The sequence below is a fragment of the Streptomyces sp. NPDC001709 genome (genome assembly GCF_053596375.1).
Window position 1 is genome coordinate 67,689 of the sequence record NZ_JBSFGB010000038.1, and the last position, 16,477, is coordinate 84,165.

Consider the following 16,477-nt stretch of genomic DNA (forward strand, 5'->3'; position numbering starts at 1 on the left):
GCGGGTTCGCTGCGCGGCCCGGCGGGGGCGTGGGGCTGCGGGCAGCAGGCAATGCCGCCGGCCGTGCGGCGCCTCCGCTGCCGGCGGTCGCGCCGCTGGGCAACGCCCACCGCCCGGACACACAAGACCATGCGCGGGCGCAGCTCCGTCGTGGCCGCTCGCGCAGTTCCCCGCTCCCCTGGGGAACTGCAGCACCGCCGGCCGTGTGGTGCCGCCGCTGGGCAACGCCCACCGCCCGGCCGCGTAAAACCGTGCGCGGGTGCGGCTCCGTCGTGGCCGCTCGCGCAGTTCCCCGCGCCCCTGGGGAACTGCAGCGCCGTCGGCTTCGTGGCGGCGCCGTGGCGCCGCCAGGGGTCAGTGGGTCGCGTCGGGGGGTTCCGAGGAGTCGGGCAATGGGTCGGTGAGGTCCGGGCAGGGGTCGACGGGGGCGGTGGGGCTCGGCCAGGGGTCGGGGCGGTCGCCCGGGGCGGCGGCTTCCTGTTGCACCGCCCAGCGGGAAGCGCGTGCCAGGTCCTCCTGCCACTCCGGGGTGAACGGGCCCTCGGCCGGCAGGACCTCGTACGGCTCCTCCTCGGCCGCGCCGCCCGCGCCGGGCACCAGCTTCCGCTGAGCCGGGGGCTTGCTCTCCTCCTTCCCCTTCCCCTCCCCTTCCTCCTTCGCCTTCGCCTTCGCCTTGGCTTTCGCCTTGGCCTTGGTCATCTCCTTGCCCTCACCCGTCTCCTCGCCCTTGGGCGTCTCCTTCCCCCTCGTCTCCCCCTGCTCCTTTCCGTTCCCGGAGCTTTCGCCGGCCCCCGCCCCCTGCGCCGGGATCTCACCACCCCCCACGCACCAGCCCCACAGCCGCCACGCCCGTACGGTCAGCGCCGTCGGTACCCCGAACGCCGCCGTCCACGCCCCCGCCGCTCCCCCGGCCTGCCACCACACCGGGCCGAAGCGGGCCAGCGCGGACACGCCCAGGGGGCCACCCGAAACCACCGCGAGCAGGGCGAAGGCCGCCGCGCAGAGCGTCGCCGTCAGCAGCATGACCCCGCCGGTACGGACGGCCGACCAGCGCGCGGACACCGGCACGCCCGGCTCCCGCCGCCGCACCGCACGCCGCGCCACGAACCACCCCGCCGTCACCCCGGCCGCCACCGGCACCACCCCCGCCGCCCAGTTCAGCGGCGTCCCGGCACCCGCGTCCGGCACCGCCGCCAGCAGCGGGAACGGCGGCAGCAGCGGGGCCGGATCGGAGGCGAACGGGTGCACCACATGCCCGGCGCCGAGGAAGAAGCCGGGACCGAGGGCGTAGGACCCGGCCCACACCGCCGCGTTGGGGATCAGCGAGATGCCCAGCAGCAGCACCGCGAACCGGCCCGCCCACCCCTCCGTCAGCTGAAGGAAGGACACCCGCGCCGCCCCGCCGTGCCACACCAGCGACACCCCGAGCAGCAGTGCCCCGCCCCCGAAGAGGACCGCCATCGCGGCACCGGTGGCCCGTACGGCCGTACCCAGCCGGACGCGTGCGTCCTCGCCGAACACCAGCCGCCGCACCGGCGCCGGCAGCACCACCAGCACACGCAGCACCACCTCGCGCGGGCGGCCGTACGCCGACCACACCCCGGCCGCCGCCGAGGCCGCCGCGACCAGTGGCAGACAGACCGTCACCCAGAGCCACTCGGGTCGTAGTTCACCGCCCGAGCAGTACAGCGCGACCGCGCCGCCGACCCCGAGATAGCCGAGGACGACCCCGGTCAGCACCGTGCGCGCGGGAACGGGCGGCGGCCCGTCGGCGTCGGCGGGCGCGTCCACCGCGTCCCTGGCCGCCCGGTACACCCGCCACACGGGCAGCACCACCAGCAACAGCGGGGTCACCCCCATCGGCATGGGCGCGCCGGAGAGCGTGTCGGTGCGGACCAGTTCGACGCCGTGCGCCAGCAGCCACAGCGCGGCGGCGACATGCAGCGCGCCGCCCGGACCGTTGTCGGGGTACGGCGAGCTGACCCACAGCACCATCAGCAGCGCGGCGAACGAGGCGCAGCCGAGTCCGGCCGCGACGGCGCCGCCCAGGAGGCTCGCGCCCAGTCCGGGCTCCCGGTCCCGCATCCGGCTCATGAGGGGTGCCAGCGACGTTCGGTGAGCGGTCATCAGGTTCACGCGCGCCATGCTCCCAACGGCACACGCATTCCTCCCGCAACAGGCGAACCTCCGATGTGTCGCTCAATATATGTTTATGTTCTTTTTCGCACGGACGGGTGTACGGAAGGGCGTATGGTGACGAGGCAGATGACGCCGGCTCAGGCCTTCGACGCGCTGTACGCGTTCTGCGCCCCGGCCCTCGTACGGCAGACCTATCTGCTCACCGGGCGCCGCGAGCTGGCCCGCGAGGCCGTGGAACGGGCCTTCCAGGCGGCCTGGCAGCGCTGGCCCGAGGTGGCCCGGGACCGGGATCCGGCCGGCTGGGTGCGGTCGGTGGCGTACGACTGCGCGCTCTCGCCCTGGCACCGCTTCCGGCCCCGGTACCGGCACCCGGAGCCGCCACCGGCCCACCCGGCCGACCGTGCGCTGCTGCACGCCCTGCTGAAGCTGCCGCCGTCGTACCGGCGCACGCTCGTCCTCTACGACGGTGTGGGCCTCGGCCTGCCGGAGACGGCGGCGGAGACGGAGGCCAGCACACCGGCGGCCGCGCACCGGCTGACCCACGCCCGCGAGGAAGTGGCCGCCCGGCTGCCGGAACTGGCCGACCCCGCCGAGCTGCATCGCCGGCTGCTGGTGCTGGCCTCGACGGAGCGTTTGCGCGCGGCCGGGCCGGAGCCGGTGCGGCGCGAGGGCGAACGGCGGAACGTCTTCTGGACCCGGGCCGCGATCGCCTTCACGATGACGATCATCGGCGCGACGACACTCACGCTACGGACGGCGCCCACCCACTACGAGGCACCGATCGCTCCGGCCCAGGCCGTGGAGGGGGTTCCGCCGGTGGGGGTGACGGGGCCGCTGTCCAAGAAGGAACAGGCGCTGCGGGCGAAGCTGCGGGGCGCCGCCGCGAGGGGGCCGGAGAGACTGGCGCCGCAGCCGCGGTGAACGTCCGACGGCCCGCCGCCAGAAACGCCGGCAGGCCCGCCCCGGCGAACGGGACGGGCCTGCCGACCTGGATCTGAGAAGCTCAGCCGCCCAGGATCTCGCGGGCCAGCTTCGCCGTCTCGGTCGGGGTCTTGCCGACCTTGACGCCCGCGGCCTCGAGGGCCTCCTTCTTCGCCTGGGCGGTGCCGGACGAACCGGAGACGATGGCACCCGCGTGGCCCATCGTCTTGCCCTCGGGCGCGGTGAAGCCCGCGACGTAACCGACGACCGGCTTGGTCACGTTCTCCTTGATGAACGCCGCGGCGCGCTCCTCCGCGTCGCCACCGATCTCACCGATCATCACGATGAGCTCGGTCTCCGGGTCGTCCTGGAACGCGGCCAGGGCGTCGATGTGGGTGGAGCCGATGATCGGGTCACCACCGATGCCGACGGCCGTCGAGAAGCCGATGTCACGCAGCTCGTACATCATCTGGTACGTCAGCGTGCCGGACTTCGACACCAGGCCGATGCGGCCCGGCTTGGTGATGTCGCCCGGGATGATGCCGACGTTCGACTGGCCCGGGGTGATGATGCCGGGGCAGTTCGGGCCGATGATGCGGGTCTTGTTGCCCTTCTTGCCGGCGTACGCCCAGAAGGACGCCGTGTCGTGCACGGCGATGCCCTCGGTGATGACGACGGCCAGCGGGATCTCGGCGTCGATGGCCTCGACGACCGCGTCCTTGGTGAACTTCTCCGGCACGAAGATGACGGAGACGTTGGCGCCGGTGGCCTTGATGGCCTCCTCGACGGTGCCGAAGACGGGTACCTCGGTGCCGTCGAAGTCCACGGTGGTGCCCGCCTTGCGCGGGTTCACGCCGCCCACGACGTTGGTGCCGTCACCGAGCATGAGCTTGGTGTGCTTCATGCCCGTGGCGCCGGTCATGCCCTGGACGATGACCTTGCTGTCCTTGTTGAGCCAGATAGCCATGGTGTGTTGTGTCCTCGTCCTGAGTGCTTACTTGGCGGCGTGGGCCAGCTCGGCGGCCTTGTCGGCCGCGCCGTCCATGGTGTCGACGCGCTGGACCAGCGGGTGGTTGGCGTCGGTGAGGATCTGCCGGCCCAGCTCGGCGTTGTTGCCGTCGAGGCGGACGACCAGCGGCTTGGTGACGTTCTCGCCGCGGTCCTCGAGGAGCTTCAGGGCCTGCACGATGCCGTTGGCGACCTCGTCGCAGGCGGTGATGCCACCGAAGACGTTCACGAACACGGACTTGACGTCCGGGTCGCCCAGGATGATCTCCAGGCCGTTGGCCATGACCTGGGCGGAGGCGCCACCGCCGATGTCCAGGAAGTTGGCGGGCTTGACGCCACCGTGGTTCTCACCGGCGTAGGCGACGACGTCCAGGGTGCTCATGACGAGACCCGCGCCGTTGCCGATGATGCCGACCTCGCCGTCGAGCTTGACGTAGTTGAGGTTCTTCTCCTTGGCGGCGGCCTCGAGCGGGTTGGCCGCGGCCTTGTCGTGGAGCTCCTCGAAGTCGGGGTGACGGAACTCGGCGTTGTCGTCCAGGGAGACCTTGCCGTCGAGGGCGATGACCTCACCGGAGGCGACCTTGGCCAGCGGGTTCACCTCGACCAGGAGGGCGTCCTCCTTGATGAAGGTGTCCCACAGCTTGACGAGGACGTTGACGACCTTGTCCGCGACCTCGGCCGGGAACTTGGCGGCCTCGACGATCTCGCGGGCCTTGGCCTCGTCCACACCGTCGATCGGGTTGATCGGCGTCTTGGCGACGGCCTCGGGGCGGGTGGCCGCCACCTCCTCGATCTCCATGCCGCCCTCGACGGAGGCGATGGAGAGGAAGGTGCGGTTGGCACGGTCGAGGAGGAAGGAGACGTAGTACTCCTCGAGGATCTCCGGGGCCGTCTCGGCAATCATGACCTTGTGGACCGTGTGGCCCTTGATGTCCATGCCGAGGATGTCCGTCGCACGGGCGACGGCCTCGTCCGCGGAGGCAGCCAGCTTGACGCCACCGGCCTTACCGCGACCACCGACCTTCACCTGCGCCTTGACGACGGACTTGCCGCCCAGCCGCTCGGTGATCTCGCGCGCCGCCTCAGGCGTGTCGATGACTTCACCGGCCAGCACCGGTACATCGTGCTTGGCGAAGAGGTCCCTCGCCTGGTACTCGAACAGGTCCACGCGCTTCCGTCCCTATCAGTGATCTCGCGGTTCGTTGGATGCGTGGGCGTGCCGCGAAGGGCAACGTGACGTCCGCTTGTCACAAGGGGGGCGCACACGGTGTCCGAGCGCGCGGCATGTCCGTCTCGCAGGTTATCGCCGCTTGCGGGGGCTCCCTAAATCGAGGGTCACACCTGAGCGGTGATACCTGTCACATGATGCCGGGTTCCCTGACACGCCGTGCCGCAATCGCAGTGATGTGCGAGGCCTCACCGGGCTGGGGTTGACCCGGTGAGGCCTCTGGGGCGGCCCCGGCGGTGCCGGGGCCGGGGCGGTTGATCCCCACCCCAATGGGGACCACCCGCCCGTGCCGCGGGACGCCCGCCGGACGGGCCGACGGCATTCGGCCGTCCGGGTCCGGACACCCCGCGGAGCGGTGGGGGCACTCGGCCCTGTTGACCCTGCTACCCCTGGTACCAGATGCCCTGCGCGACGCCCCGCACGCCGTCCTGGGTCCCCTGGAAGCCCTGGAAGTCCTCGAGGTACGTCGGTTCGGCCGTACGGGTGACTCCTTCGGCCCCGCCGACGGCGTGCCCGGCGAGCGGACCGCCGCCCTCCCGGACCGTGCCCTGGAGGTCGTACGCGAAGCCCCCGGCCTGCCGGCCGACCGGCCCGGCCGCCCCGGCGACCCCGGCCGCGAAGGGCCCGGCCTCACCCGCGACACCGTGACCCAGCCCGCCCGCGCTCCCACCGACGCCGTCGGCCACGGGCAGCACGGTGCCGGTGACCTGGCGGGCTGCGGGCGCGATGGTGCCGGTCACCTGGTGAACGGTTCCGGTGGCGGTGCCGGTCACGTGGTGGACGGTTGCGGTGGCGGTGCCGGTCACCTGGTGAACGGTTCCGGTGGCGGTGGCGGCCGCCTGGTGCACGGCGCCGGTGGCGGTGCCGGCCGTCTGCTGCACGGCTCCTGTGGCGGTGCCGGTCACGTGATGGACGGTTCCGGTGGCGGTGTGCGTGGTCTGTGCGACCGCGCCGGTGGCGGTGTACGTGAGGGGTGCGGTCGCGCCCGTGACCCCGGCCGCGAAGGGCGGCACCTGGGCGGTCACGCCGCCGGCGAAGGCCCCGGTCTGCGTGGTCACGCCGTGCGCGAGCGGCGGTACGGTGCCGACGACATCGTCCGCGAAGGGCCGCACGTCGACGGTCACGCCGTAGCCGAGGGCGCCCGCGTCCGCGACGGCCTGCCCGGCGACCGGCACGACCCCGTGCACGGCGACGGAGGCCACCGGCGGCAGCACGGCGTCCGTGGCGTCCCACGCGACCCGTCCGCCCAGCCCGCCGGCGTACGCCGTCGTACCCGAGGCCACCGGCGCCACGTCACCCACGGCACCTGTGGCGACCCCGTGGACCCCGGACACGGCGCCCTGGGCGGTCACGTACGCGCCGGACGCGGCGGCCCCGGCCGTCCCGTACACACCCGGGGCGATGTCCGCGGCGGTCCCGTACGCCCCCGACACGGCGGCCTCGACGGTCCCGTACACACCCGACACGGCGCCCTCGGCGGAGCCCAGCGCCCCGGGGACCGCGCCTGCGGCAACCCCGTGCACGGCGGAGACCGTGTCCTCGACGGTCCCGTACACACCCGTCACCGCGTGCCCCGCCGTGCCCTGTACGCCCGTCACGGCCTGGCCGGCGACCGGCACCGCGCCGTTCACCGCCACGGAGACAACCGGCGGAACGACGGCGGCGGTGGTCTCGTCCACCACCGGCGCGACCGCGCCGGGCACGGCCCGGACCGTGCCGACGACCCGCTGCCCGGCACCCGTGGCCGTACCGGTGACATGCGCGGGCACACCCGCGACGGAGGCCTCCGCCGCACCGGTCGCCTCGGCGGCCGTACCGCGCCCGACGGCCGCGGCACCGGCGGTCCGCCCCTGCGCGCCGGCGACGGTCTGCCAGGCCGTCGTCCGTACGACGCCCTCGACGCCCCGCGCCTTCAGACGGGCGGCCGCCTGTGTGGCCTGGAGCTTGGTCTGGGCGGCGGCCAGGGCCTCCTCGACCTCGGGGGCGAAGGAGCCGAGCGGGCCGAAGAGGTAGTCGATCTCGTCCTGCGGAGTGACCTGGGGGACGGCCCGGGACGCGGTCGAGGCGGCGTGCGCGGCGGCGTGGGTGACACCGGCGACGGCGTGGGCCTGGTCGGCACGGCCGGTGACGTGCGTGCCGTCGGCCTGGACGCGAGCCTGGGCCTGCGTCTTACGGGCAGCCTGGGCGCCCTTGACGGCCTCGGCGCCCCGGATCTTCGCGGCGGCCGGGACCTTGGCGTCGACGTAGCGGCGGGCCTGGTCGGCGGTGCCGGTGGCGGTGGACGCCGTCGAGGTGAGCGAGGTGGAGGAGGCGGCCGGGGCTGCCGGGGTGGCCGCGGCGGCCGTGCCGGTCAGGCCGGAGACGGTGTCCCCGACGGTGTTCTGGACGCCGGAGACGGTGTCGTGGACGCCGCTGAGGACGCCGTCGACCGTCCCGGCCACGCTGTCGGTACCCGCGTCCGGCGCGGAGACGGAGGTGGCCGACAGCTCGTCGGCGCTGGCGACGGCCGAGCCGAGCGCCCACGCACCGGTGACACCGGCGGCTATCACGATCGAACGACGGATGTTCTTGTTCATTACGTGCGTCAAGTCCTCTGGAAACGGCCGTAAATGGCCGGGAACGGCTGGAATCGGCTAGGGGTGCCGTCCGGAGACCGCAGACCGCTGCACACCGGTCGCGGTGAACGCTTCGGAGGGTCCGGACGGGCGGGCAGACCTGTTCCGCCCCCGCGCGACAGGTCTGTGGCGGGGAGGTCGGCCCTGTTGCCTAGCCGGGGAAGACGGGGATGTCCCGGTGCCGTTCCCGGGTGCGGGGCGCGTCGACGCGCGCGGCGGAGCCGGGCGCGAGCCGCTGCGGCGCCCGGCCGTCGAGGGTGACGGCGTGCGCGTCGCCGTGGCGGGAGGCGCTGCCATCGGCGGCCTGCTTGCCGAGCACGCCGTCCGTGTCCCCGGTGGGCGCGGGCCGCCCGGGAACGCCCACGCCGGCGGTGCCGCGGTGCGCGAAGGTACGCGCCACGAGCTGCGGCTGCGGCTGCGGCTGCGGCGCGAGGGTGGCCTCGGGGCCGTACGGGACGACCGACGCAGGTGCGCCGACGGCAGTGCTACGGCCCTGGACGCGGGCGTGCCGCTCGTTCAGCTCCGCCGGGGCGGGCACCGCCGCACCGCCGTGCCCCTGCGGGCGGGGCGCCTCGGACTTCGGTCCCGGCGGCAGGGGTGCGGATACGTCCGGAACCCGGGGCTGGGGGAGGTCGGGCAGGGGCAGGGAGGGTGTCGAGGTCCCGGGCTTGTCGACGCCTTGGTCGGCCGCGGCCTCCAGGGGCCGCGAGACCGTGGTCACCGCGTCCTGTACGGGGGTGACGGCCTGTGCGGCGACCGTGTGAACGGGGGCTGCGAGCCGCTCGGCGACCGTGCGGACCGCCCGGGCCGGATCCTCACCCGCCGCCGTCCCACCGGACCGCGCCGACGTCACCTTCGCCGGTACCGAAGTCACCTCGGCCGGTACCGAGGTCACCTTCGCGGGCGCCGAGGTCACCTTCGCGGGCGCCGGGGTCTCGTCGGCCGCGTGCGCCTGTTCGCCACACAGGAAGCCCAGCGCGAACAGTCCGCCCACCAGCAGCACCAGTTGGAGCGTACGCCGCCCGGCCGCCGTACGCAGCACGCGCACGGTGGTACCAAGGAGGGCTGCTGGGAAGGTCAAGGAGCTGAACATCCTCGGCTCGGCAGGGCATGGGCTCCGCCGATCCTTGCACGGTCCGCCCGAGACCGCGCAACCCCCCTGTTACCGATGGGTAGTCATGTCCCTTTTCCCTCCTCTTTCGTGGCCGGAGTCACACGGTGTCCGGTATCGGCAACGGCCGCTTCTCCAACGCCGCGGCCATGACCTCGGGGAACAGATCGGGCGTGCACGCGAAGGCCGGTGCGCCGAGCGCCGCGAGCGCCGCCGCGTGCTCCCGGTCGTACGCGGGTGCGCCCTCGTCCGACAGCGCGAGCAGCGCCACGAACTGCACCCCGGACGCCTTCATCGCCGCCACCCGCTTGAGCATCTCGTCGCGTATGCCGCCCTCGTAGAGGTCGCTGATCAGCACGACCACGGTCTCGGCGGGCCGGGTGATCTGCGACTGGCAGTAGGCGAGCGCCCGGTTGATGTCCGTGCCGCCGCCGAGCTGTGTAGCGAAGAGGACGTCGACCGGGTCGTCCAGCTGGTCGGTGAGGTCGACCACCGCCGTGTCGAAGACGACCAGCCGGGTGCTGATCGACCGCATGGAGGCGAGGACCGCGCCGAACACGGACGCGTAGACCATGGACGCGGCCATGGACCCGGACTGGTCGATGCAGAGCACGACCTCCTTCTTCACCGACCGCGCGGCTCGCCCGTAGCCGACAAGCCGTTCCGGAACGACCGTGCGGTACTCGGGCAGATAGTGCTTGAGGTTGGCCGCGATGGTGCGGTTCCAGTCGATGTCGTGGTGGCGCGGACGGCTGATCCGCGCGCTGCGGTCGAGGGCGCCGGTGAGGGTGGCCCGCGTACGGTTCGCCAGCCGCTTCTCCAGGTCCTCCACAACCTTGCGCACGACCGCGCGTGCCGTCTCCTTCGTCGTCTCTGGCATCGCCTTGTTCAGCGAGAGCAGCGTGCCGACCAGGTGCACGTCCGCCTCCACCGCTTCCAGCATCTCCGGCTCCAGCAGCAGTGCGGCGAGGCCGAGCCGGTCGATGGCGTCGCGCTGCATGACCTGCACGACGGAGGACGGGAAGTACGTACGGATGTCCCCGAGCCAGCGCGCCACCGACGGCGCCGAGGCGCCGAGCCCCGCCGAACGGTCCCGCCCCGCCTGCGGCTTGTCCCCCTTCCCGTACAGCGCGGCGAGCGCACCGTCCATCGCCGCGTCCCGGCCGGACAGCGCACACCCGGTGCCGTCGGCCTGATCACCACCGAGCACCAGCCGCCAACGCCGCAACCGCTCCCGCGCCGTATCACTGACGTCCACCGGAGCCGACTGGCTCGTCATACCCCCACCCCCGCAAAGCTGTTGTCATCAGCAGTACCGCCCCCGCCCACTGCCCGCCTGTCAGGGCCACTCCGGTCCGCGTCGCGCTCGACCGGGCCACTCCCGGTCGAGCCACCGGCGGCCGGACCCTGCTCGGCCGGGCCGGGCTCGGGCTTCTGCCACACGGCCGCCTCGCCCCCGACTAGGCCACCCCGGGCCGGGTCACCGCCGACCGGATCCCGCTCGCCCACCCCTCGCATGGGCCCTTTCCACACGGCCGCCTGCCCCTCAGCCGAGCCACTCCCGGCCGGGCCACCGGCGGCCGAGCCCTGCTCGGCCGGATCGGGCTCGGGTATCTGCCGCGCCGCCGCCTGGCACCCGACTGGGCCACCCCGGGCCGGGCAACCGCCGACCGGATCCCGCTCGCCCACCCCTCGCATGGGCCCTTTCCACACGGCCGCCTGGCCCCCCACTGGGCCACTCCCGGTCGGGTCGCCGTCGGCCGGATGCCGTTCGGTCGGGCCGCGCTCGCCCGGTCCTCGCTGGGCCGGGTCGCGCTCGGCCGGGTGTTCCAGGCCGAGTAGCAGGCGCAGTACCGGCAGCACGGCGTCTGCGCGGTCGGTGTCCGGGTCGGCAGCGAAGCCGGGAGTCGCGGCGGTGTGGGCCGCCCGGCCGGCCGGGCCGTCTCCCGGTCCGCGCCGGACCAGTTCGCCGAGCGTTCTGCGCACCCCCGGCTCATACGCCGCGAACGTGCGGCGCAGCAACGGCAGTACGTCCGTGAATGCCTCCGCCGGCACCCCCGTCAGCCAGCTGTCCACCAGGCCGAGCAGCCGCTCGTCGTGCACCAGCAGCAGCCCGCCCGCGCCGCCGACGAACCCCTCGATCCACGCGGCCGCGTCGGCGGGCGGCGTCCCCGGTGACAGCGCGAGTCCCATCAGCCGCGCCGCCTCCTCAGGCCCCAGCTCACCGTCGTCCAGCAACAGCCGCACCGCCCGCCCCCGCAGCACACCGGGCACGGTGTCCCGCGACGACAACGTCCGGAGCACGCCCCGCCAGCGGTCCCGCAGATCGCCGTGTCCGGCACCAGCACTCTCCGCCGCGCCCCCACCCGCGCCGGCCAGTGTCTCCGTCAGCAGCCCAATCGCCGTATGCACGGCGTCCACATGGCCGCGCATCTCCTCCGCCGCGTCCGTGTCGAGCGCCGCACACGCCGGGGGCAGGCCGACGAAGACGCGTTCGGCGAGGCCCGCGGCGACGCCGGCCAGCGCACCGGTGTCGGTGCCACGCACGTCGCCGTAGCGCAGGGAGCGGACCAGAGCGGGCAGGGCCTGGGCGAGATGGCCGACGTCCGCATCGAGCGCGGCCCGGTCGGCGAGCACCCGCATGACGACCGGCAGGGCGTCCGGCAGACCGGCGAGCAGGCACTGCTCGGCAAGCGCGGTGACGTCGGCGAGGGTGCGCGCGGCCGTCGCGTCCGCCTCGGCCTTGGCCTGTGCCGCGGCCAGTACGGTCGTCCCCCACACGCCCGCCTCGGCCACCCGCACCGACAGCTCCGGCTCCCAGCGCAACCGCCAGGTCTCCCGGAATGTGCCCGTGCTCCCCCGTGACCGCGCGGGTTCGCCCCAGCCGACGCCGAGCAACCGCAGCCGGTGCAGCAGCCTGCTGCGGCCGGCGTCGGTGCCGCCCCGCAGGTCCAGCTCCAGTTCGCGCTCCAGCGCCTCCGGCTTGAGCCGCAGCGAACGCTGCTGCCGGGCCAGGTCCCGCTGGAGCGGCACCGCCGGCGCCGACTCCGGCACCTCGCCGAGGACGTCCCCTACCACCAACCGGTCGTGCACCAGCGCCAGCGGCACGTCCGAGCCTTCACCCATCACCGCGCGCACGGCATCGGTGGTCTCGCTCAGCCCGGGCAACGGGCGGCCACGCAACGCCGCCAGGGTCTCGGCGAGCCGGACGGCCTCGATGACATGGGCGGAGGACACGATCCGGTCCTCCTCACGCAGCAGCCGGGCCACCTTGGTCAGCCATCGCTCGACCGGCCGGTCGGGGGCGTGGAACAGATGGCCGTACCAGCCGGGCGAGTCGATCCCCGCGCCGTACCCGCTGGACCGGGCGAGCCTGCGGTGGGTCCAGGGCACCCAGGTCAGGTCGGCCCTGACCTTGGGCAGCCCCTTCAGCAGGGCCCGGTCGGCGGCGACGGTGGTCTTCTCCCGCAGCGCGGGCACGTGCCAGGCCCCGCAGACCACGGCCAACTCGTCCCCGAACTCCTTGCGTGCCGCGCGCAGCCGGAGCCGCATGTGCGCCTCACGGACCAGGTCCCGGGCGTGCCCGCCGGCACCGCACCGCTCGCGGAGTGCACCCATGGCCTCCTCCAGCGCGGCGAAGGGTGCGAAGGGGTCCCGCTCCCCCGGGCCCCGGTGCTCGACCACGTCCTCCCACCAGCGTTCGGGATCGTCGTATCCGGCGGCCTCGGCGAGCACGGCGAGCGGATCGATGCGTACCTGTTCGTCGCTGCTCTCAGTGGTGTCTCGTGCCTCATCGATGTCCTGCGGATCCGCGGCGGCCTCCTCGGGGCCCGATCCGGCGGGCGATCCGGGCTCGGCAGAGTCCGCCTCCGCATCCGCCTCAGTCTCCTTCTCCTTCTCCTTCTCCTTCTCCTTCTCCTTCTCCTTCTCCTTCTCCTTCTCCTTCTCCCAGGCGAGCGTGTGCGCGGCCGGGAGGTCGATGAAGTGGGCCGGGACGCCGTGCTCCAGGGCCCAGCGGATCGCCACCCATTCGGGGCTGAACTCGGCGAACGGCCAGAACGCCGAGCGGCCTGGCTCGTCCACGGCATGGGCGAGCAGGGCGACCGGGGGCCGCAGGTCGGGGTCGGCGGCGAGCGGGATCAGCGCGTCGGCCTCGGGCGGACCTTCGATCAGCACGGCGGTGGGCCGGGCGGTGTCCAGGGCGCTGCGCACCGCGCGGGCGGAGCCGGGGCCGTGGTGCCGCACGCCCAGCAGAAGCGGCCCGGAGTCGTAGGCCTTGGGCCAGCGGGTGTCGTCGTCGGTCATGCACTGACCTCCCGGCACGCGCGGTAGAAGTCCGTCCAGCCCTCGCGCTCGCGGACGACCGTCTCCAGATACTCCTGCCAGACGACCCGGTCGGCCGCCGGGTCGCGCACGACCGCCCCGAGGATGCCGGCGGCGATGTCGCCCGGGCGCAGCACGCCGTCGCCGAAGTGCGCGGACAGGGCGAGGCCGTTGGTGACGACGGAGATCGCCTCGGCCGTGGAGAGCGTGCCGCTGGGCGACTTCACCTTGGTGCGGCCGTCGGCGGTGATGCCGTCGCGCAGCTCACGGAAGACGGTCACGACCCGGCGGATCTCCTCGATGCCGTCGGGCGCGGCCGGCAGGTCTAGGGAGCGGCCGATCTGCTCGACCCGGCGGGTGACGATGTCGACCTCGGCGTCAGCGCTCTCCGGCAGCGGCAGCACCACGGTGTTGAAGCGGCGGCGCAGCGCGCTGGAGAGGTCGTTGACCCCTCTGTCCCGGTCGTTGGCCGTGGCGATGAGGTTGAATCCGCGGACCGCCTGGACCTCCTGGCCGAGCTCCGGAATGGGCAGGGTCTTCTCGGAAAGGATCGTGATCAGCGTGTCCTGGACGTCGGCCGGGATACGGGTCAGCTCCTCCACGCGGGCCGTCATGCCCTCGGCCATGGCTCGCATGACGGGACTGGGCACGAGGGCGTCGCGGCTAGGGCCGTGCGCGAGCAGCTGCGCGTAGTTCCAGCCGTAGCGGATCGCCTCCTCCGGGGTGCCGGCGGTGCCCTGCACCAGCAGGGTGGAGTCGCCGCTGACCGCTGCCGCCAGATGCTCCGACACCCAGGTCTTGGCGGTGCCGGGCACGCCGAGCAGGAGCAGGGCACGGTCGGTGGCGAGGGTGGTGACCGCGACCTCGACGATCCGGCGCGGGCCCACGTACTTGGGTGTGATCACCGTGCCGTCCGGCAGGGCGCCGCCGAGCAGATACGTCGCCACCGCCCACGGCGACAGCTTCCAGCGGGCCGGGCGCGGGCGGTCGTCCCGTGCGGCGAGTGCGGAGAGTTCGGCGGCGAAGGCGTGCTCGGCGTGCGGTCGGAGCGCCTGGGCGCTCTCGCTGCTGCTCGGTTGGGCTGTCGTCGGTCGCACGGACTCGGATGTGGCAGACGTGGCAGACATGGCAGGCATGGCAGACATGGCTGAGGCCCCCTCCAGCTCGGCCGGTTCGGATCTGGCATCCACCGTGCACCACGCCACTGACAATCGCCCTGACCTGCACAAACGCCCGCTCCGGACCGATTGTCAGTGGCGGGTCCTACCGTCGGAGACATGACTGAGCAGGGGGTGCGCTGGACTGCGGAACAGGTGCTGTCACTGGCGCCTGACGCCGCGTCACGCAAAGCGGGAGGAAAGCTCGGCACGGCCGGTCCGTGGTCCGAGGCGGGGAGCGGAGAAGGGACGGTGTGGGGGCTGTGCAGGGGCAGCGGCAGCAGGCCGTATCAGACGGTGGTCGACCTCGCGGGCGCGGCCGGTCCGGCGTACAAGTGCAGTTGCCCGAGCCGTAAATTCCCGTGCAAGCACGCGCTCGGACTGCTCCTGCTGTGGGCGGGCGGCGACAGCTCGGTGCCGGCGTCCGCCGAACCGCCGGACTGGGCCGAGCAGTGGCTCGCGGGCAGACGCACACGGGCCGAGAGCAAGCAGTCCCGGGACGGGGGGAGTTCGGGGGCCGGGTCCGCCGATCCCGAGGCGGCGCGGCGGCGGGCGGAGCGCCGGGCCGAGCGGGTCACCGCGGGGGCGACGGAGCTCGAGCAACGCCTCGCGGACCTGCTGCGCGGCGGCCTGGCCGCGGCCGAGCAGGCGGGGTACGGCCCATGGGACGAGACGGCCGCCCGCATGGTCGACGCGCAGGCACCCGGACTCGCGGCGCGTGTGCGGGAGTTGGCGGCCATCCCGGCGTCCGGAGCGGGCTGGCCTGCCCGGCTGCTGGAGGAGTGCGCGCTGCTGCACCTGCTCGACCAGGGCTGGCTGCGCCGCGACCGGCTGCCGGACGCCCTCGCGGCCGCGGTCCGCTCCCGGCTGGGCCTGCCCGCAGCGGCCGACGGTGCCCCGATCCGCGACCGCTGGCTGGTCCTCGCCCAGTACGACACGGTGGACCCGAAACTGACGACCCGCCGGATATGGCTGCACGGCGCCGCATCGGGCCGCACCCGGCTGCTGCTGTCCTACGGCGCGGCCGGCCGTGCTCCGGAGCTGTCCCTGCCGGTCGGCCTGGCCCTGGACGCGGAGCTGTCCGCCTATCCGGGGGCCGGCCAGTCCCGGTCCGCCCTGGGTGAGCGGTTCGCCCCACCCGCACCGGCCGTGTTCCGCCCACCGGGCACGACCACGGCCGAGGCGGCTGCCCGATACGGCGAGGCGCTGCGCGACGACCCCTGGCTGGAGTCGGTCCCGGTGACCCTGGACCGGGTGATACCGGTCCCGGACGGCGACCGGTGGCAACTGGCCGACGCCGACACGGACTCCGCCCTCCCGCTGACCCTGGCCGCCCGCTCCCGCCCCGGCCTGTGGCGCCTGGTCGCCCTCTCCGGCGGCACCCCGGTCACGGTCTTCGGCGAGTGCGGCCACCGCGGCTTCACCCCACTCACAGCCTGGCCGGAGCACACGGGCGAGCCAGTACCACTGTGCTGACCCCTCTACCGGGAAGGCGCCAACTCCTCCAGCCACACCCGAAGGAGGCGACACCGCAATGCCGACCACCAGCGGGAAAGGCACCGGCACGCTCAGGAACGCCGAGGCGGCGCCGCAGTGGCACCCGGCCGACCGGGCGAGCTCCGGCACTTTCGGAGACACCGGGGCGGTGCCGCAGGCGGACCGAGCCGCCGGCAAAGCACCGGCGCCCTCAGGGGCACCAAGGCCAAGCCGCAACGCAGGCCGACCCTTCGGAAAAGCCCCGGCCCCCATCCGACACTCGTAGGAAAGGGAACGCGATGAACGGGACGAGCCCGACCCGCCGGGACGCCGCGTCCTCGGCAAGCTCCTGGGAGGATCTGGTCACCACCGCTCTCCTCGGTACCGACCGGCGCCCCGCCGCGTACGCCGGGTCGGGCCGGGAGGCGCCCCTGGCGTTGCTCGACGAGGTCGCGGTGGCGACCGTACGGCGGCGGGCCGGGCTGCGGCCCGCGCGGGC

The 16,477-nt window shown here is 73.9% G+C and carries 11 protein-coding genes; 3 read left to right on the plus strand and 8 right to left on the minus strand.

Going from position 1 to position 16,477, the window contains the following annotated elements; translation table 11 throughout:
- Positions 1-354: 354 nt before the first annotated feature.
- On the minus strand, positions 355-2,145 hold the full coding sequence (locus ACWC0C_RS38260) for a cell division protein PerM (RefSeq protein ID WP_450868962.1): 1,791 nt from the start codon (positions 2,143-2,145) through the stop codon (positions 355-357).
- 45 nt (positions 2,146-2,190) lie between these two features.
- Here ACWC0C_RS38260 and ACWC0C_RS38265 point away from each other — a divergent pair, with 45 nt between their 5' ends.
- Positions 2,191-3,060: an RNA polymerase sigma factor gene (locus tag ACWC0C_RS38265; RefSeq protein WP_450868964.1), complete on the plus strand. Its 870-nt coding sequence runs from the start codon at positions 2,191-2,193 to the stop codon at positions 3,058-3,060.
- Positions 3,061-3,142: 82 nt separating this feature from the next.
- Here ACWC0C_RS38265 and sucD read toward each other — a convergent pair whose 3' ends face one another.
- The 7 genes from sucD to ACWC0C_RS38300 form a co-directional block, all read right to left on the minus strand.
- Positions 3,143-4,027, minus strand: a complete 885-nt coding sequence (sucD, locus tag ACWC0C_RS38270) for a succinate--CoA ligase subunit alpha (RefSeq protein WP_449198867.1) — start codon at positions 4,025-4,027, stop codon at positions 3,143-3,145.
- Positions 4,028-4,054: 27 nt separating this feature from the next.
- Entirely contained in the window at positions 4,055-5,236 is a 1,182-nt protein-coding gene (sucC, locus tag ACWC0C_RS38275; RefSeq protein ID WP_449198866.1) for an ADP-forming succinate--CoA ligase subunit beta, read from the minus strand.
- Between the two features lie 443 nt (positions 5,237-5,679).
- Positions 5,680-7,872, minus strand: a complete 2,193-nt coding sequence (locus ACWC0C_RS38280; RefSeq protein WP_450868966.1) for a hypothetical protein — start codon at positions 7,870-7,872, stop codon at positions 5,680-5,682.
- A gap of 190 nt (positions 7,873-8,062) precedes the next feature.
- Positions 8,063-8,992, minus strand: a complete 930-nt coding sequence (locus tag ACWC0C_RS38285) for a hypothetical protein (RefSeq protein WP_450868968.1) — start codon at positions 8,990-8,992, stop codon at positions 8,063-8,065.
- Positions 8,993-9,122: 130 nt separating this feature from the next.
- Positions 9,123-10,301, minus strand: a complete 1,179-nt coding sequence (locus tag ACWC0C_RS38290) for a VWA domain-containing protein (RefSeq protein WP_450868969.1) — start codon at positions 10,299-10,301, stop codon at positions 9,123-9,125.
- Positions 10,298-13,327, minus strand: a complete 3,030-nt coding sequence (locus ACWC0C_RS38295; protein WP_450868971.1) for a DUF5682 family protein — start codon at positions 13,325-13,327, stop codon at positions 10,298-10,300. Before ACWC0C_RS38295 ends, ACWC0C_RS38290 begins: the two co-directional genes overlap by 4 nt.
- On the minus strand, positions 13,324-14,472 hold the full coding sequence (locus ACWC0C_RS38300; protein ID WP_449198862.1) for an ATP-binding protein: 1,149 nt from the start codon (positions 14,470-14,472) through the stop codon (positions 13,324-13,326). Before ACWC0C_RS38300 ends, ACWC0C_RS38295 begins: the two co-directional genes overlap by 4 nt.
- 150 nt (positions 14,473-14,622) lie before the next feature.
- On the opposite strand from ACWC0C_RS38300, the gene ACWC0C_RS38305 reads away from it, so the two are divergent.
- Complete coding sequence (locus tag ACWC0C_RS38305; protein ID WP_450868972.1) at positions 14,623-15,978, plus strand: SWIM zinc finger family protein; 1,356 nt, start codon at positions 14,623-14,625, stop codon at positions 15,976-15,978.
- Between the two features lie 299 nt (positions 15,979-16,277).
- Positions 16,278-16,477 (plus strand): DUF5691 domain-containing protein (locus tag ACWC0C_RS38310; RefSeq protein ID WP_450868974.1); only part of this gene is annotated, 200 nt, incomplete at its 3' end.